Genomic DNA, 15251 nt, shown 5'->3' with positions numbered 1-15251 from the left:
CGCATGGCACGCCGCGCGCCGGTGCTCATGTGACCAGCACCTGAAGCTCGCCGATGCGCACGCTCGTCGACGACGTCCGGGTCACCGTCAGCACGCCGGACTGCCCGCCGCCGGCCCACGACACCACCCACGTCGTGGTCGCCGTGACTGCGTAGGCGTGGCCGGGCTGCGACGCCGAGGACCGGTTGTAGACGTGCCCGCACGTCGGGGACTGCGTATCGCCGGCCGACGTCGTGTATGGGGTGCCGGGCGACGTGCACGTCACCGTGTAGCCATCGCCCATGTCCCACACCACCTTCGACGCCCGCGCCGTCGCGGTCACCGACGTTCCCGGGATCGACGCCGTCGCCGACGTCGGACCCCACGTCGAGGCACGCACCTCGGTCCACATCCACACCGGCAGACCGACGAGCCCTGTGCCCGAGGGATCCGGTGCCATGCCGATGTCCGGACCGTCCAGGCGCATCGAGTCCAGCGCCCGCTGCGCCAACGTCGCCGGCGTCGCGGTGCCGCCGTAACCGTCAGGAGGTCCCGACAGCCACACCCATCCCCCGCCGGAGCCTCCCGTGCTGAGGCACGTCGCCAGGTAGATGGCGCCCCCGGCTGGGCGTCCGGACCAGACTGGGTCGCTACTGACTGGCTGAGGGTCGACCAGCATGAAGTAGCAGCCCTGGGAATTGCTCCACCAGCCGAAGGTGGGGTCGTAGCAGTCGACTGCCTCGCCGGTGATCGGCAGGCGGCACTCGGGCGTCGTACCGCCGCCCGGTGTGGGAGTCGGCGTCGACCCGGGACTGCCGGGACCCTCGACGACGATGATGCAGATGGGTTGATCCGGTGGACACGTGACGCCGCCGGAGGTGCCGGTCGCCTCCGCATTGGCGGCGGTCGCGAGCGCTGCCATCGCCGCCACAGCGAGCGACACGACGACCCGCGTCAGCACGAGCGATCCCGGAACGCAGTCGAAGTCTTGATGACCCAGCGCCCATCGAAGATGGTCGCCACCGACTCGACAACGACGCGCGGTGATTGGCCTGGGGCGAGCGCAGACTCGCCGGTCGCCACGACGACGGGAAGCCATTCAGTGGAGTCCAGGCAGTCCGTGATGGCCACCTCGGGTCGCGCCCCAGCCGTCACTGAGACCACGGATGTTTCGTGAACGGGCTCCCCGCGCATCTCCACTCCATTGCGGCGCAGCAGGAGCACCGTCGCGAGAGCATCGGACAAGGCCTTGTCGATGGCGTTGGCGCGCAAGGCCTTCGGCGGCTGCTTGGTCGGATCCGCCTGCGACGCAACCTTCGCCGCCCAGAACCGGTCGTAAGCGGCGAGTGCCTCAACGGACTCGGTAGGCGTAGTCGACACCGTCGGGGCGGTCGAGGACGCTGACGGTCGCGTACCGGGCGACGACGACGTAGGCAGCGGGTCCTGCGGGGCTTCGGTGCAGCCGACGAGGACGAAGGCTCCGAGTAGCGCTGCGAGCACCGCGCGGCAGGCATGGCCGCTGATCATCGTCACCACCGCCTTGCTGCGTCGGTGTGACGGGACGTTCCCCCGTCGATCCGCTCTTTGTACCCCCTCTCGTTGACGCGCGGCACCCTGTTCGCCGGAACCTGTGGACAGCGCGCGCTCCGGGTGTACTCGATCGAGTGACCTCGAACGGCCGGTCGCCGCGCGACTCATGGGCCGGGTCACGACGCGGCCTGAAGGGTGGCGTTGCGGATGAGCATGTCTGGGCTCGTGAGTGTCTTGTCGAGCGTGGCTCGGAGGGCCGCGTGCATGACGGCGTCGATCGCTCCCCGGTCGGGCCGTACCGCCAGACGTTCAATGAGGCCGGGCCACTGCTGGGTGCCGAGGAGCACGTGCACCAGTCGGCGCGCCTGCCAGCCGGGGATCGTCGCGTCGGCTGCGACCCCGCGGTACCCGCCCAGGACGTGCGGACGGCCGCCGCGGTGGCGACTGCGGGCGGCGACGGACAGCAGCGCCCGTGAGGCCGGCTCCAGCTGCCAACCGGCCTCGAGCAAGACCGCGACCACCGCGGTCAGGATCGGCGCGTCGCCAGCCGCCCAAGTCCCTCCGCCCACGCTAGATGCGGGCTCCAGCCCATGTTCGGAGAGGAGCTCCCAGCTCAACGGCGGCAGCGACACGCTGACAAGGCACGGGTCGGAACTGCGGGCGGCGAGACGCTGACTCGCACGCTGCTGCCAGGCCTTACGCGGCTGGGTGCCGTAAGCGGCCGCGATCGACTCGTCCTCGATCGCCCGGCGCGCGGCGGACCACAGGATCCCCCAGGGCGACTCGGCATCCCGGATCCGGGGGGAGGTCAGCGTTCGCCACGTCATCGTCCATGCAGTGGCCTCGGCCTGTGCGGCGACGGGGCCGGTCAGACCGCGGTAGGAGACCTGGGGACGCACCACTGTGTCGCGGACGTACGAGAGCAGTGCGCAGCCGGCAGGGCCATCCCAGCCGTGGACGTCGACGAGGTCCAGGTACGCCAGCAGGCTCATGCGGGTGCGGTCCAGGACCGCGGTGGGCTCACCCGCGGGGCGGGCGTGATCCAGGGTCGTGATGGGGGTCATGTGGTCCTCCTGCATCGGGTTGGTCGATGGCAGGGCCAGCGTTGTGAGGGGGTCCGTCATGGACTCCGTCGCGGGCGACTTCCGAGGAAGGAACCGCCTCTCGACCGACCGATTAGTTTCGAGACGGAGTCGATGACGGAGTCCAGGTCGGAGCCGGCGACCGCCAGACCGGGGCTCAACATCGAGGATGTGCTGGGTAGCCACGGCGACCTCCTCTGCGATGTATCCGGTGTGTGGCAAGCGTGGTGGCCGACTCCGTCATGGACTCCGTCGCGAACTTCGGTAGCGCCCTGACCTGCGGCGATGGCGGCCCTTGACGCCGGTGACGGAGTCGGTGACGGAGTCCGCACCTGCTCGTGACGGAGTCGGTTCGTGCTCGTGACGGAGTCGGTGACGGGCTCGCCGGAAGTCGGCGAGCCGGTCACGTGCGCTCGAGGGTGGGTCGGTCGACGCGTCTGGTCGCTGCCAGGCGATCGGCGGGAGCCCTGTCCGGCGGGAAGGTTGATGCGGTGGGCTGGGCTGCGGCGAGCGATGTGTAGCCGGCGAGGGCGGGCGCCAAGTCGCTTGCAGCGGCGGGGACGTACCGCCCGGCCATCTTGGCCTCGATCAGGTCGGTGTGGTCGGTGACCTGGTCGCCGGTCAGGTAGCGGGCATCAATGAACAGAGCGTCCCGATCGAGCAGGGCGCGCAGCGTCGTCTGGTTCGTGACCGCGAGATCGGTGCAGGCTGCGGATAGCTCCAGCATCAGCGCGGGGCTGAGCTGCGCCGCGCCGAAGGCGCGAATCCCGGCGGCGTCACGAGTCAGAGGAAGGGCGATCGCCGCGGAGGCGGGCAGCGCCGCGACGTCGGCCCGCAAGCCCAGGGTCGCGGGGGTGCCGCTGGTGAACCTGGCGAGCAGTCGGTGCTGGTCGACCCAAGCCGTGCGCTGCTGCGACCACGCCCCGGCCAGGGCGGGATCCTCCAGGGCGGAAGCGTGCGCAGCGAGGTGGGTGTGCAGGATGGCCGCTGCTGCGGCGTACTCGACCAGGTCCGCAGCGTTGGCGCGCCGCGGATGCCGCGCCAGCGTCCAGGCCCCGAGACGCAGCCGGTCGGTGCGTTGCAGCAGCGCACCGGCTGGCGTGGGCGAGGTGACGCCCGGCCGGGCCAAGGGGAGGCGGGCGAGGCGAGCAGCGCCCGAGGCGGGGTAGGCGGCCTGCATGCGCAGCACCCGCACTGCCTCACTCACCCGGGTCAGGCCGGGCATCGCGCGTTCGACCTTCGACCATGCGATGCCGGCCTGGGCGGCGCGCAGCGCCAGGTCACGGTCTGCAGCGGCGACCGTGTCGACGAGGTCGGCGACCAGCAGGTACCCGGCTGCGCGTTCGGCGCCGTCGTCCAAGACGCCAGCGTCCGGGGTGCGGTCCGCGCCCCGGGCATCCCGGTGTGTGGCGACCAGGTCCCGGGCCGCGCCCAATGCCTTCACGGCAGCGACCCAGGACTGCGCCGGCCCGCCACGGCCCTGATCTCGGTCGGCCACGTCGCGGGCCTGCAGCGATTGCAGTGCCCGGGCCAGCGCCAACGCAGGCCGGTCCGACTGGTCCGGCGCCGACACCAGCCCTTCGCCACGGTGCAGCCCGCCAGCCAGGAACAGCAGATGCCCGCCCGCGGCCACCAGCACCGCGCGATGAGCGTCGAGGGCGCTGAACGCTGCGGCACGGTCGGAGAAGCGTTCGGTGCTCACGGTCATCGCCGCCCACGCGACATGCCGGGTCGCAGCGTGCATGAGCTCCCCGTAGGTGGCACCCGCTGAAGCTGGGGTTGTCACGCCGCGGCCTCGGCCAGGACGTCCTCCGCCCGCCCTAGCAGGTGCGCCACCCGGGCCAGCAAAAGCAGGTCCGTCGGCGCGACGTCATGCACGACGGGGACAGCGAGCAGCTCCGTGATCGCCACTCGTCCGCCTCGCACCCACCTGCCCGCGTCGTGGCTCGAGTCGCCGGAGGTCGCCACGGGAAGCGGCGAGCCTGGGTCGGGCGCCGTCAGGTCGGCGATGCGTTCCAGCGCCTCCCGCAGGCCGATCGCCACCACGATGGCCTCGGTGTCGTCCCGCATCGCCGACGCGGTCAACGTGCGGCGATACAGCTCCGTCAGGCTGGACGCCAGAGCCCCCCAGAGCCGAACTGGAGCCGACGAATCCAGTGCAGTCATGCGATGCCTCCTTTAGGCCAGCGGGAAGAGTCCACCTACGGCGAGCGCGCACCCAGCGGCGGTGGACGAGGTTGGGGACAACACGCCGTCGCATGAAGATGTGCGAGGGCTCCTGTCGAGCCACAGCCGGTCGGTCCCGTCGCCCACCTGCGGGGAATTGGCCGCAGGTTGGGTGGGTGGCCACCGCGGTTCTCTGCAGCTGGGTGCACGTGCGCAACGCCGAATTGCTAGGAACCTCGGCGCGCGCTGCAAGCACCGCCGTAAGTTCGTCGACCAGGCTCGCTATCTGGACACGTCGGTCACCGCTCGAGTCACTCGACCGCGCATCTTGATGCAGACCGCTTGAGTGGGAGGCGACGTGCCGAACGTGGAGACCAGGGCGCGTGATGCGACGACGTCCGACGCGCTTCTGGACGTCGAGACAGCCGCGCTAGCACTGGGCACGCCGGTGCGATTCGTTCGACGGCTCGTCGCCGAGCGTCGCATCCGGTTCTACAAGATCGGGAGGTACGTCAGGATCGACCGGAGAGATCTGGACGCCTTCATCGCTGCGGGGACTGTCGAGCCATCAGGTGCTGTCGGCGGGTCCTGAAGCCTTGCTCTTGCTCCCGCTACGCGAGACGAATCCCGCTGCCGATTTGTCCATCGCCGCGGCCACTCGACGCGCGTGCTCGAGCGTCGCATGCTGGTACCGCTGCGCCGCCGCCGGCGTCGAGTGCCCGGCCATCTGCATCAGCGTTGCCAGGGTCGCCCCGTGCTCGGCTGCGGACGTCAACGCCGAATGACGGAGGTCGTGCGCTCGCGCGTCGCTGCGGCCGATTCGGTTGAGGCCCCGGCGCAGCACCTGGGAGTAGCCGTCGATGACGTCGCGGCCTCCGGCTGTGACAAAGACCAGATCAGCACCATCCGCGCTGGGCCTGTAGGCATTGAGGTGAGCACGCAGCTCCGTGGCGACGAAGGTCGGAAGTGCAACCACGCGGGCACCGACCCGCGATTTGGGAGTGTCGACGGTGATGGCACCTCCGACGCGATAGAAGCGACGATTCACCGTGACGCTCCCCTTGCCGGATCGCAGGTTGAGGTCGGCAATGCGCAAAGCCGCAATCTCGCCGGCGCGCAGTCCGGTGAAACCAGCGACGAGCACGAAGGCTCGGTACCGCCCGGGCACCGCTTCGGCCAACCACCCGATCTCCTCAGCGGAGAGGACCGGCCGCTCCGTCGAACGGGCGTCTCCGCCGCCTGAGATCCGGCACGGGTTTCGACCGAGGATCTCGTCGTCGACTGCCGTCTGCAGGATGGACCTGAGCAGCCGGTACGCACGCGCGACGGTTGCCGCGCCGGACCGTCCCGATCCAGCCAGTTCCTCCCGCAGCCTGAGTGACTCATCCGCGTGCCAGCGGCGCACAGCCTCCGCGTCGATCTCGATGAGGCGAAGCTGGCCGAGCAACGGCTCGATGTGAAGCCGGAAGTCGATGTCGTATTGGTGGCGGGTGGAGTCTTTGATCTGCGGCCTCTGTGCGATCCAGGCGCTCCCGTAGGTGCTCAAGTTTTCGCTGACCTGCCGTCGGGCTCCGAGGGTCCCGCGGATGCGATCGGCCTCCACCGTGGCGAGGTAGCGCCGCGCGTCCGACTTGGTCGCGAAGGTGTGCGGTGCGGTGACACGACGTCCGTTGTCGTCTTGCCAACGGACTCGGAACCTCCCGGACGGCAGTTGCTCTACCGTCCCGAAGGCCGACGATCTCTTCCGCTTGGCGGCCCCCGCCGTTGTCGCCACCTCGCCCCCTCAGGGTCTGACGAGCACCTCTACTCGCCCTTAGGTTAGCCCACGTGTAGCCCACGCAAGGATCGCAGATGTGTATAACTGCAGGTCAGCACCCTACAAGTCCAGCCTGCCTACAGCTTCCCAAGCTGACAGTGCGGGTTCGATTCCCGTCACCCGCTCCGCTCGAAGCCCCGTCCCGTCCGGGTCGGGGACGTCCGGTTGTCGCGGGCCCTCCGTCAGGAAGGCTCACGAACCTCACCCGCGGCGACGGCACCGATCGCGCACTCGTCCGGTGCAATCCCGCGCGAGTGTCTCCGTGCTCGGTGCTGGCGATACGGCCCGGATCCGTCGTCCGAGCCTGCGAGCATCGAGCTCATGACCGCCGACCGTGGCGGGAGACAGTCCCTGCCTCGCTGCACCTGACGGTCGACGGGCACCCGGTCGTCCTACGTGCCTGGGACGCGCTCGGGGGGTGCCGCGGCGACGGCCTCGTCGACGGTGTCGTACAGGGCTTGAAGGACGTCCTGCTCGGCACCAGCACGTCGCAGGACGTCGCGGACCTGGCCGATCCCGTGCGCGATGAGCAGTGCGATGCCGTCGCGGCGCAGGTCGCCGGCGAGCTGGGCGAGCATCTCGGTGGCCGACACGTCGATGGCCGGGGTGGTGGAGGCGTCGAGGACGACAGCCGTCGTGGTGGGCGTGATGCGGTCCCGGATGGCGGTGCGGACGTTGTCGGCATTGGCGAAGAAGAGCCCGGACTCGACGCGGACGACGAGGACGTCGTCGCGGACGGGGAGGTCGGGGTGGCGTGCGGCATCGACCCAGATGTGGTCGCGGCCGTCGGTCGTGGCGGTGCTCGCAAGGGTGGCCACCTGCGGGCGTGACGCGCGGTAGAGCAGCAGCAGGATCGAGACCACGATGCCGATGAACAGGCCCGGCAGCGTGTCGAAGACGAGCACGCCGAGCAGCGCGGCGAGGGCGGCGATGAAGTCGGCGCGGGCGGCCCAGCCGTAGATCCGGCCCAGATGCCCGGTCCAGACGCGGTAGAGCCGGACGAGCGCCGGGATGTTCACCAGCTCGATGACGGCGGCGATCACGATGGCGGCGAGGGTGGCCTCGGGCAGGTTCTCGAACAAGCCCGTGAGGAACAGCAGCGTGATGATCGTCAGCGAGGCGGCCGTGAGTCCGGAGACCTGGCTCTTGGCTCCGGCGTTGACGTTGACCGCGGTCTTGGCCAGTGTGCCGTTCACGACCATGCCCGCTGTGATCCCGGCGCCGATGTTGGCCGCGCCCACCCCGATCAGCTCGCGGTTCGCGTCGATCTCGAGGCCCTCCCGCGCGGCGTAGGCCTTGGCGGGTCCGAGGCCCTCGACGAAGCCGAGGAGCAGGATGCCGGCGGCTGCCGACACCAGCCCGAGGTAGTCGGCCAGGCCGTGTCCGCTGGGGATTCCGAGGGTGGGAAGACCGGCCTGGATCGGTCCGACGATCGCCACGCCGCGGTCGACGAGGTCGAGCAGCGGCACTGCGGCGACGCCGAGCAGCACCGCGATCAGCGAACCGGGCAGCCGTGGCAGCCAGAGCCGGCAGCCGAGCACAACTGCGAGGCTGACGAGCCCGACGCCGAGCGTCGCGGCGTTGGAGTGGGCGAGCTGCCTTAGCAGGCCAGCCATCTGCTCGAAGAAGTCGCCGGCCTCCTTGGGCACTCCGAACAGCGCGGGCAGCTGCCCGGCGATGATGGTCAGCGCAAGACCGACGATGAAGCCCCGGAGCACGGGCTCGGAGATGAACGTGGCGAGGAACCCCAGTCGGCACAGCCCGGCGACAACGCCGAGCACGCCCGTGACGATGGCCAGCATCGCCGTGATCGCGACGTAGTCCCCGGAGCCCGGGCGCGCATAGACGGCGACAACACTGGCGGACAGGGCCGCGGTGGCGGACATGGTCGCCACGACCAGGTGTCGGGAGGACCCGAGCACTGCGTAGAGCACGAGCGCCGGCACGGCGGCGTACAAGCCGACGACCGGGGGTACGCCCGCGATGGTCGCGTAGGCCAGCGACTCGGGCACGAGCACGGCCCACACCGACATCCCGGCCAGCAGGTCCGCGGTCAACCACGGCCGGCGGTAGCCGCGCAGCGATGCGAGCAGCAGCGGGCTTCGCGCGGGCATCGCTCACCGCCTCCACTCAGGTCAGCTGCGGACGGGGATGCACGTCCCGAACGGACACTACGACTGCGCATGGCGCGTTGCGCAGCAGCAGTCGGAATGGCGCGCACCTCACGTCACCCAACGCGCAGATCGCGGTGAGCTCGGATCGTGACGTGAGCGCGCATCGCCTCCACGGAGCGGCGTAGCGTTCAGGCATGACTGAGACAATCCGCGTCGAGGGCCTGCACGACTATCCGCAGGGTGAGATCTTCCTGCTCACCGAGGCTGACGGTGGCTACGACGCTCTTGTGTACAACACCACAGGGCGAGGCCCGTGCCCGGACGAGGCGTTCGCCGCGATCGACGTCGACAAGCTGCGCGTCGAGTACGGGTGCGACCTGGTGTGGAAGAACCCGCGCCGCTTCTGGCTGATGGACGCGCTGACCATCGACATCGTCGGGGAGCCGGCCACCCTCGGCGGCGTCGACTTCAACCTGCTCGCCAAGATGCACATGCCAGCCGGCTTCGACCCGACCCGGGACCAGTCGTCCCTTGCGTACCAGCCCCAGCAGATCCACCGCACCAACGTCTGGGAGTTCAATGCCGGGCGCCAGGTCCACCTGCTGCGCTCACCCGACGACGTCACCTGGGTGATGCAGACCTACACCAACGCCAAGTCACCCGACCTCACCGTGGACGGGCTGGCCACGCTCGGAGACCGCCTCGACCTCCCGGAGGGCTGGACCTACCGCACCGTGACGCTGGACCGCGACTTCGCGATCACCACCGACGGGGTCGCCAACATCGTTCCGGATGACCTGGCGAACATGTACCAGGGCCTCATCGACGGCGTCGGCAGCTTCGACCCGTGGTCGTGACCACACCAGCGGGCGCCGCGATCAAGGTCAGCGTCGACAACTTCGTCGCGGCCGAGACCGCCCGGATGATGACCAACCTGATGGCCGGCGGTGGCGGCATCAACCGCTTCCACCACGTCCGGGTCCCCACGCCGCTGGACCAGCAGACCGTCGTCCGGATGAACCGCGACACCCTCTACAGCTTCGCCGTCGTCGACCTCGCCGACGGCGCCACCGTCACCGTCCCCGACAGCTCCGGGCGCTACCTGTCCGTCGCGGTCGTCAACGCCGACCACTACATCAACCAGGTGCTGCACGACGCCGGCCAGCACCGTCTCCAACAGGCCGACCACGGCACGCGCTACGTCACCCTGGTTGCGCGCGTCCTGGCCGACCCGGCCGACGCCGCTGACGTGGCTTCCGCGAACGCCGTCCAGGACGGGCTGAGCGTGGTCGCGGCGTCCAGTGTGCCGCTCGCCATGCCGAGCTACGACCAGGCCTCCTTCGACAGCGTCCGGGCCGCACTGCTCGCGCTGGGCCGGACCGTGGACGGCGCGACCGGCATGTTCGGCCGCAAGGACGACGTGGACCCGGTACGGCACCTCATCGGCACAGCCATCGGGTGGGGCGGCCTTCCCGACACCGAGGCCCACTACCTCACCGTCGACCCCGGATTGCCCGTCGGCGAGTACCGGCTCGTGGTCCGCGACGTGCCCGTCGACGCGTTCTGGTCCCTCTCCGTCTACAACGCCGACGGCTTCTTCGAGGCCAGCGACGAAGGCGGCTGCAGCGTGAACCAGTTCACCGCGCAGGTGGAGGACGACGGCTCCGTCGTCGTGCACTTCGGCGGCTGCGGCGACGGGCGCCCCAACTGTCTGCGGATCATGGACGGCTGGAACTACACCGTGCGCCTCTACCGACCCAGACCCGAGGTCCTCGACGGCGGCTGGGTGTTCCCCGAGATCGAATCGGCCTGACGACCCGCGGTCGTGCTGGACGCCGAGCGGCGTGACGCCGTGACGCCGTGACGCTGACAACGTCACCTCTCCAGGGGCAGCCCCTGCATCGCTCCTCGCAGCCACACGGGCGGGCCGCACCTTCCACACGTTGCTTTGCCAGAGCGTGCAGCGATTCGGGCCTCTGGAACGGACGTCCGCGGTCCAGCCGGATCCGCCTCTGGGAGCCGCCAGGCCGCGCAGAACCCCTACGTCCGCGGTCACTTCTCCGCTCGAAGCCCTGTCCCCGCCGGCGAAGCCGGCCAGGACAGGGCTTCGTCGCTCCGCAGGGGGACGCGGGACGGATCCCGTCACCCGCTCAGAATCGGGTGGAGCCACCACGTCCTCTCAGCCCACCGCGCTGACGTCGCCGCGGCACCCTGCCCGCCCGTGGAAGCCTGGTCGTGGCCGCTGGTGGGCCCTACCCTGGCCGACGGGGGTCGGGTCCCGCGAGGCGACGGAGAGAACCCATGAGCATGCTCGGACGAGGCACGACAGCGTTGACGGCGACCGTCGGCCTGGCCCTCGGGGCCCTGGCGGCTACGGGTCTCGCGGCACCGGCGCAGGCGGCCACACCCACGTCGACCTGGATCGTCGTCCTCAACGGGGTGGCGGGCTACCAGGTGCCCGATGTCGCGGCCGAGCAGGCCCGCCGAGTGGGCGGCCAGGTGGGGTTCGTGTACCAGCATGCGCTGCGCGGCTTCTCGATCACGGCGTCCGCGGCCGCCGCCGCGGCGCTGGCGCGCTCACCGCAGGTCGCCTACGTCGCGCGCGACGGCCGCAAGCATGTCGACACCACGCAGACCAACCCGCCGTCCTGGGGACTCGACCGCATCGACCAGCGCGCCCTGCCGCTGGACTCGGCGTACCGCTACGACGCCACGGGCGCGGGCGTGACGGTGTTCGTGCTCGACACCGGCATCCGCTTCACGCACACCACGTTCGGTGGTCGCGCCTCGACGGGGTACGACGCCATCACGGCGGGCGGTAGCGCTGCGGACTGCCAGGGGCACGGCACGCACGTGGCCGGCACGGTGGGCGGCTCGAGCTTCGGGGTCGCGAAGGCCGTGACCCTGAAGGCCGTTCGCGTGCTCGACTGCACCGGCAACGGCACCGACGCGCAAGTGATCGCCGGCATTGACTGGGTCACGTCGCAGAAGACGGCGAGCCCGGGCGTACCGATGGTGGCCAACATGAGCCTGGGCGGCGACCCGAGCCAGCCTCTCGACGACGCCGTCCGCGCCTCCATCGCGGCGGGCGTCACCTACACGCTCGCGGCCGGCAACGACAACACCGACGGCTGCGCAACCTTCTCCCCCGCCCGTGTCGCAGAAGGGGTCACCGTCGGCGCGACGACGAGGAGCGATGCGCGCGCGAACTACTCCAACTACGGCGCCTGCCTCGACCTGTTCGCGCCGGGTGGCGACGGGCTGTTCGCCGGCATCGTGTCGGCGTCGTACACGAGCGACACGGGGTCGACGAGCAAGAGCGGAACGTCGATGGCTGCCCCGCACGTGGCAGGTGCCGCCGCCCTGCTGTTGCAGCAGTCGCCGAACCTCACTCCGGCGCAGGTGCGCGACGCCCTCGTCGGCCAGGCGACCACAGGTGTCGTCGGCTCCCCGGGCACCGGGTCGCCCAACCGCCTGCTCTTCACCGCCCCCGCTCCTGCGCCCATGATCACGACCGCCGCATCGATCAGTGGGAGCAAGAAGCTGGCCAAGAGGTCGTGGACGGCCACCGCCACCACCACGGTGACGGACACGGCCACCGGCGGGCCGGTCAGCGGGGCCACTGTCACGGTGACCCGATCGGGAGGTGCGACCGGCACCGCCACCTGCACCACCGGCTCGACCGGTTCCTGCAGCGTGTCGGTCTCGCTGAGCCTCAACGTCACCAGCGTCACGTACACGGTCACGGGCGTGGTCAAGGCCGGCACCTCATGGGACGGCGGGACGGCGACCACCACCGTCACGAAGTGACGCGTAGCAGCACGTCCGCTCGGCTCGCCCTCTCGTCGCTCGTCTGACCGACGCCGCGCCCACGACGCAGACGCCGCAGAGGTCGGCGGGCGAGCGGGCCAGCGCCGGATACACCTGCGAGACGGTGCCGTCCTGGACATCGCGCGCCTCCGCGCACGCATCGCCCACGAGCCTGGCGATGTCCGCTGCGTCGGGCAGGTGGCCCGTCGAGACGTACCGGGGACCTGCTGCGTCCGACGTGGGGACAGTGCGCGGCACGACCGGTCAGAGCGAACGAGCGTCGGAGCGACGTCACAGATTCGTCCAAGGTTCGGGCACGGTCCGTCGGTGACCCTTCAACCACCTCTCGGCAGGGCGCACAGTCTGCTCACGACGCGGCGAACACCGACGACCCGAGCGGGAGGTACCGGTACTCATGGACGGCTGGTGGGCCCTACCCGCGGTGCCGCAGGGTGCTCGCGTCCGGTCCGCCGGTCGGCGCCTCACGCCCTGGGCACCGGGTTCGTCGTCGACGTCGGCCACCGTCATGGCCTCCGTCGCCCACTCCGACGAGCCCGCCCACCGCGAGGCTCCGACCTCCGGTGGGTCCTGGGCCCAGGGGGATCCGGAGGTCGACGAGGTGGACATGCTCGAGCGAGCGACCTCGGCCCCTGGCGCGCCACCGTCTGATCCCCCTCAGACGGTGGTGCGTCAGGCCATGACCCGCTTCATCGCCGCGGGCGTGGTCGCCCTGCTGCTCGTGTCCGCCGGTGTGTGGTTCGCAGCGAGCCGCGCCGCCGAGCGGGAGGCGATCGAGGACGCGCGCCAGCGCACGATCACCCTCGCCGCCGCGCTGGTGCAGCCCGAGCTCACCCAGGCGCTGATCGACGGCGACGCCGTCGCCCAGGCCGAGTTCGCGGCACTGGTGCAGGAGCGGATGCTGAGCGCTGACGTCGTCCGCGTGAAGATCTGGAACCGCGACGGCGTCATCGTGTGGTCGGACGAGCCGCGTCTCATCGGCTCGCAGTACGCCCTCGGCGACGAGGAACTCGAGGTCATCGACACCGGCGGGGTCGCGGTCGCCGAGGCGAGCGACCTCGAACGTCCGGAGAACCGCTTCGACGGCGGCAGCGGCCCGCTGCTCGAGGTCTACCTCCCGGTGTGGACGCCGGCGGGCGAGACGCTGCTGTTCGAGACCTACCAGACGCGCACCGCGGTCGACGCCCGTCAGGGCGACGTCCTCGGCGAGTTCGCGCCCATCACGATCGGCGGCATGGTGCTGCTGCTGCTCGTCCTCGTCCCCGTCGCGTGGTCGCTGGCGCGCAGCCTCGACCGGGCGCGCGCCGAGCGGATGCGGCTGCTGCAGCACGCGCTCGACGCGTCGACGACCGAGCGCCGGCGCATCGCCGCGCACCTGCACGACGGCATCGTGCAGTCGCTCGCGGGATCGAGCTATGCGCTGTCCGGCGTCGCCGACAAGCTGCGCTCGGAGCAGCTGACCTCCGCCGACCAGAGCTGGGCGGCGAGCACCGTGCGCAACGCAGCGACCGAGCTGCGCCAGGGCGTGCGCGGGCTCCGCTCGCTCCTGGTCGAGATCTACCCGCCCGGCCTGCGCCGTGCCGGGCTCGCCGCGGCGCTCAGCGACCTCACCGCGCAGCTCGCGAGCCGCGAGATCGACGTCGAGCTCGACGTCGATGGCGCGGCCAACCTCCCGGAGGACGTCGAGACCGCGCTGTTCCGCGTCGCGCAGGAGTCGGTGCGCAACATCGTCAAGCACGCCGAGGCCACGCGGGTGCGGGTCGCGATCGTGCAGAGCGCCGATGCCGTCACGCTGACCGTGGCCGACGACGGCAAGGGATTCGCGCTCGAGGACCCCGCTCATCCCTCGGCCGCCACCCCCGCCGGGCACCTCGGCCTCGCGCTGCTCGAGGACTCGCTCGCCGAGGTCCGCGGCACCCTGTCCGTCCGTACGGCGCCCCACGAGGGCACCGAGCTCACAGCGAGGATCCCCCTGTGATCGACGTCGTGGTCGTCGACGACCACCCCGTGCTCCGGCACGGTGTGGCGCTCATGCTCGAGACCCAGGACGACATCCGCGTGGTCGCGGCGGTGAGCAACGCGGGCGACGCCGTGGACGCCGTGCGCGAGCACCAGCCGCACGTGGTGCTCATGGACCTGTCCATGCCCGGCCGCGACGGCACCAGCGCCACGGCCGAGATCGTCGCGATGGACGACACCGTCGCGGTCGTCGCGCTCACGTCGTTCTCCGACCCCGAGCGCATCCTCGACGCGCTCGACGCCGGCGCGGTCGGCTACATGCTCAAGGACTCCGAGCCGGACGAGATCGTGGGTGCCGTCCGCGCGGCCGCACGTGGCGAGTCGCCGCTGCACCCGAAGGCCGCGCGCGTGGCCCTCAACCGACGGATGGCCCCCACCACCACCCCGGCCGACGACCTCACCGAGCGCGAGCGCGACGTGCTGCTCCTGGTCGTGCGCGGCCTCACCAACGGCCAGATCGCGCGTCGGCTCGGCATCAGCGAGCGCACCGTGAAGGGGCATCTCACGAACGTCTTCACACGGCTCGGGGTCGGCGACCGCACCAGCGCCGCGGTGTGGGCCAAGGAGCACCTGGTCGACCGCCCCGCCTGACCCGGACGTGCAGGAAGAGCCTCCGGGAGCCGGGCGTGCGGGAGGGCGTCCCGCTCGCGCCATCGGCTCCGGCTCGCTCCTCCTGGGGGTTACCCCCGCCCGTGAGCCGACCGAGAGATGCGCCGC

General features: G+C 70.9%; 13 protein-coding genes. 6 read left to right on the top strand and 7 right to left on the bottom strand.

Features of this window, described 5'->3' with window-relative positions; all coding sequences use genetic code 11:
* Positions 1-25: 25 nt before the first annotated feature.
* The 5 genes from ACFQGU_RS17485 to ACFQGU_RS17465 all read right to left on the bottom strand — a co-directional run bounded on the left by ACFQGU_RS17485 (position 26) and on the right by ACFQGU_RS17465 (position 4757).
* Entirely contained in the window at positions 26-940 is a 915-nt protein-coding gene (locus ACFQGU_RS17485) for a hypothetical protein (RefSeq protein WP_386768982.1), read from the bottom strand.
* The gene (locus tag ACFQGU_RS17480) at positions 934-1512 is read right to left on the bottom strand and encodes a hypothetical protein (RefSeq protein WP_386768981.1); all 579 of its coding nucleotides are present in this window, start codon (positions 1510-1512) and stop codon (positions 934-936) included. The genes ACFQGU_RS17485 and ACFQGU_RS17480 overlap by 7 nt, the downstream gene beginning before the upstream one ends.
* Positions 1513-1685: 173 nt before the next feature.
* Positions 1686-2501: a hypothetical protein gene (locus tag ACFQGU_RS17475; RefSeq protein WP_386768980.1), complete on the bottom strand. Its 816-nt coding sequence runs from the start codon at positions 2499-2501 to the stop codon at positions 1686-1688.
* Between the two features lie 493 nt (positions 2502-2994).
* On the bottom strand, positions 2995-4335 hold the full coding sequence (locus tag ACFQGU_RS17470) for a hypothetical protein (protein ID WP_386768979.1): 1341 nt from the start codon (positions 4333-4335) through the stop codon (positions 2995-2997).
* 38 nt (positions 4336-4373) lie between these two features.
* Positions 4374-4757 carry a hypothetical protein gene (locus tag ACFQGU_RS17465; protein ID WP_386768978.1) on the bottom strand — a complete coding sequence of 128 codons (384 nt, stop codon included), beginning with the start codon at positions 4755-4757 and terminating at the stop codon, positions 4374-4376.
* A gap of 358 nt (positions 4758-5115) precedes the next feature.
* Between ACFQGU_RS17465 and ACFQGU_RS17460 the strand changes: the two genes are divergently transcribed.
* Positions 5116-5349, top strand: coding sequence for a helix-turn-helix domain-containing protein (locus tag ACFQGU_RS17460; RefSeq protein WP_386768977.1), 234 nt, complete (start codon positions 5116-5118; stop codon positions 5347-5349).
* On the opposite strand, the gene ACFQGU_RS17455 is transcribed toward ACFQGU_RS17460, so the two are convergent.
* The gene (locus ACFQGU_RS17455) at positions 5326-6531 is read right to left on the bottom strand and encodes a tyrosine-type recombinase/integrase (RefSeq protein WP_386768976.1); all 1206 of its coding nucleotides are present in this window, start codon (positions 6529-6531) and stop codon (positions 5326-5328) included. The two genes, ACFQGU_RS17460 and ACFQGU_RS17455, sit on opposite strands and share 24 nt — an antisense overlap.
* A gap of 434 nt (positions 6532-6965) precedes the next feature.
* On the bottom strand, positions 6966-8687 hold the full coding sequence (locus ACFQGU_RS17450; RefSeq protein ID WP_386768975.1) for a SulP family inorganic anion transporter: 1722 nt from the start codon (positions 8685-8687) through the stop codon (positions 6966-6968).
* A 194-nt stretch (positions 8688-8881) separates the two neighbouring features.
* Here ACFQGU_RS17450 and ACFQGU_RS17445 point away from each other — a divergent pair, with 194 nt between their 5' ends.
* From ACFQGU_RS17445 to ACFQGU_RS17425, 5 genes are all read left to right on the top strand, one after another.
* Positions 8882-9544: a hypothetical protein gene (locus tag ACFQGU_RS17445; RefSeq protein WP_386768974.1), complete on the top strand. Its 663-nt coding sequence runs from the start codon at positions 8882-8884 to the stop codon at positions 9542-9544.
* Positions 9535-10500 carry a DUF1254 domain-containing protein gene (locus ACFQGU_RS17440; RefSeq protein WP_386768973.1) on the top strand — a complete coding sequence of 322 codons (966 nt, stop codon included), beginning with the start codon at positions 9535-9537 and terminating at the stop codon, positions 10498-10500. The genes ACFQGU_RS17445 and ACFQGU_RS17440 overlap by 10 nt, the downstream gene beginning before the upstream one ends.
* Positions 10501-10988: 488 nt before the next feature.
* Positions 10989-12497, top strand: coding sequence for a S8 family peptidase (locus ACFQGU_RS17435; protein WP_386768972.1), 1509 nt, complete (start codon positions 10989-10991; stop codon positions 12495-12497).
* 697 nt (positions 12498-13194) lie between these two features.
* Positions 13195-14493 (top strand): sensor histidine kinase, encoded by a 1299-nt coding sequence (locus ACFQGU_RS17430; protein ID WP_386768971.1) that lies wholly within the window; start codon positions 13195-13197, stop codon positions 14491-14493.
* Positions 14490-15125: a response regulator gene (locus ACFQGU_RS17425; protein ID WP_386768970.1), complete on the top strand. Its 636-nt coding sequence runs from the start codon at positions 14490-14492 to the stop codon at positions 15123-15125. Before ACFQGU_RS17430 ends, ACFQGU_RS17425 begins: the two co-directional genes overlap by 4 nt.
* Positions 15126-15251 lie beyond the last annotated feature (126 nt).

Origin of the sequence: Longivirga aurantiaca (assembly GCF_042660085.1) — a bacterium.
Lineage (GTDB): Bacteria > Actinomycetota > Actinomycetes > S36-B12 > CAIYMF01 > Longivirga > Longivirga aurantiaca.
The sequence above is the reverse complement of the archived record's forward strand: the minus strand, read 5'-3'. Positions and strand labels throughout refer to the sequence as shown.

Coding starts and splice junctions, on each gene's coding strand:
- ACFQGU_RS17450 (WP_386768975.1), bottom strand. CDS start 8,687: ATGCCCGCGCGAAGCCCGCTGCTGCTCGCATCGCTGCGCGGCTACCGC.
- ACFQGU_RS17475 (WP_386768980.1), bottom strand. CDS start 2,501: ATGAGCCTGCTGGCGTACCTGGACCTCGTCGACGTCCACGGCTGGGAT.
- ACFQGU_RS17445 (WP_386768974.1), top strand. CDS start 8,882: ATGACTGAGACAATCCGCGTCGAGGGCCTGCACGACTATCCGCAGGGT.
- ACFQGU_RS17430 (WP_386768971.1), top strand. CDS start 13,195: ATGACCCGCTTCATCGCCGCGGGCGTGGTCGCCCTGCTGCTCGTGTCC.
- ACFQGU_RS17435 (WP_386768972.1), top strand. CDS start 10,989: ATGAGCATGCTCGGACGAGGCACGACAGCGTTGACGGCGACCGTCGGC.
- ACFQGU_RS17470 (WP_386768979.1), bottom strand. CDS start 4,335: ATGCACGCTGCGACCCGGCATGTCGCGTGGGCGGCGATGACCGTGAGC.
- ACFQGU_RS17465 (WP_386768978.1), bottom strand. CDS start 4,757: ATGACTGCACTGGATTCGTCGGCTCCAGTTCGGCTCTGGGGGGCTCTG.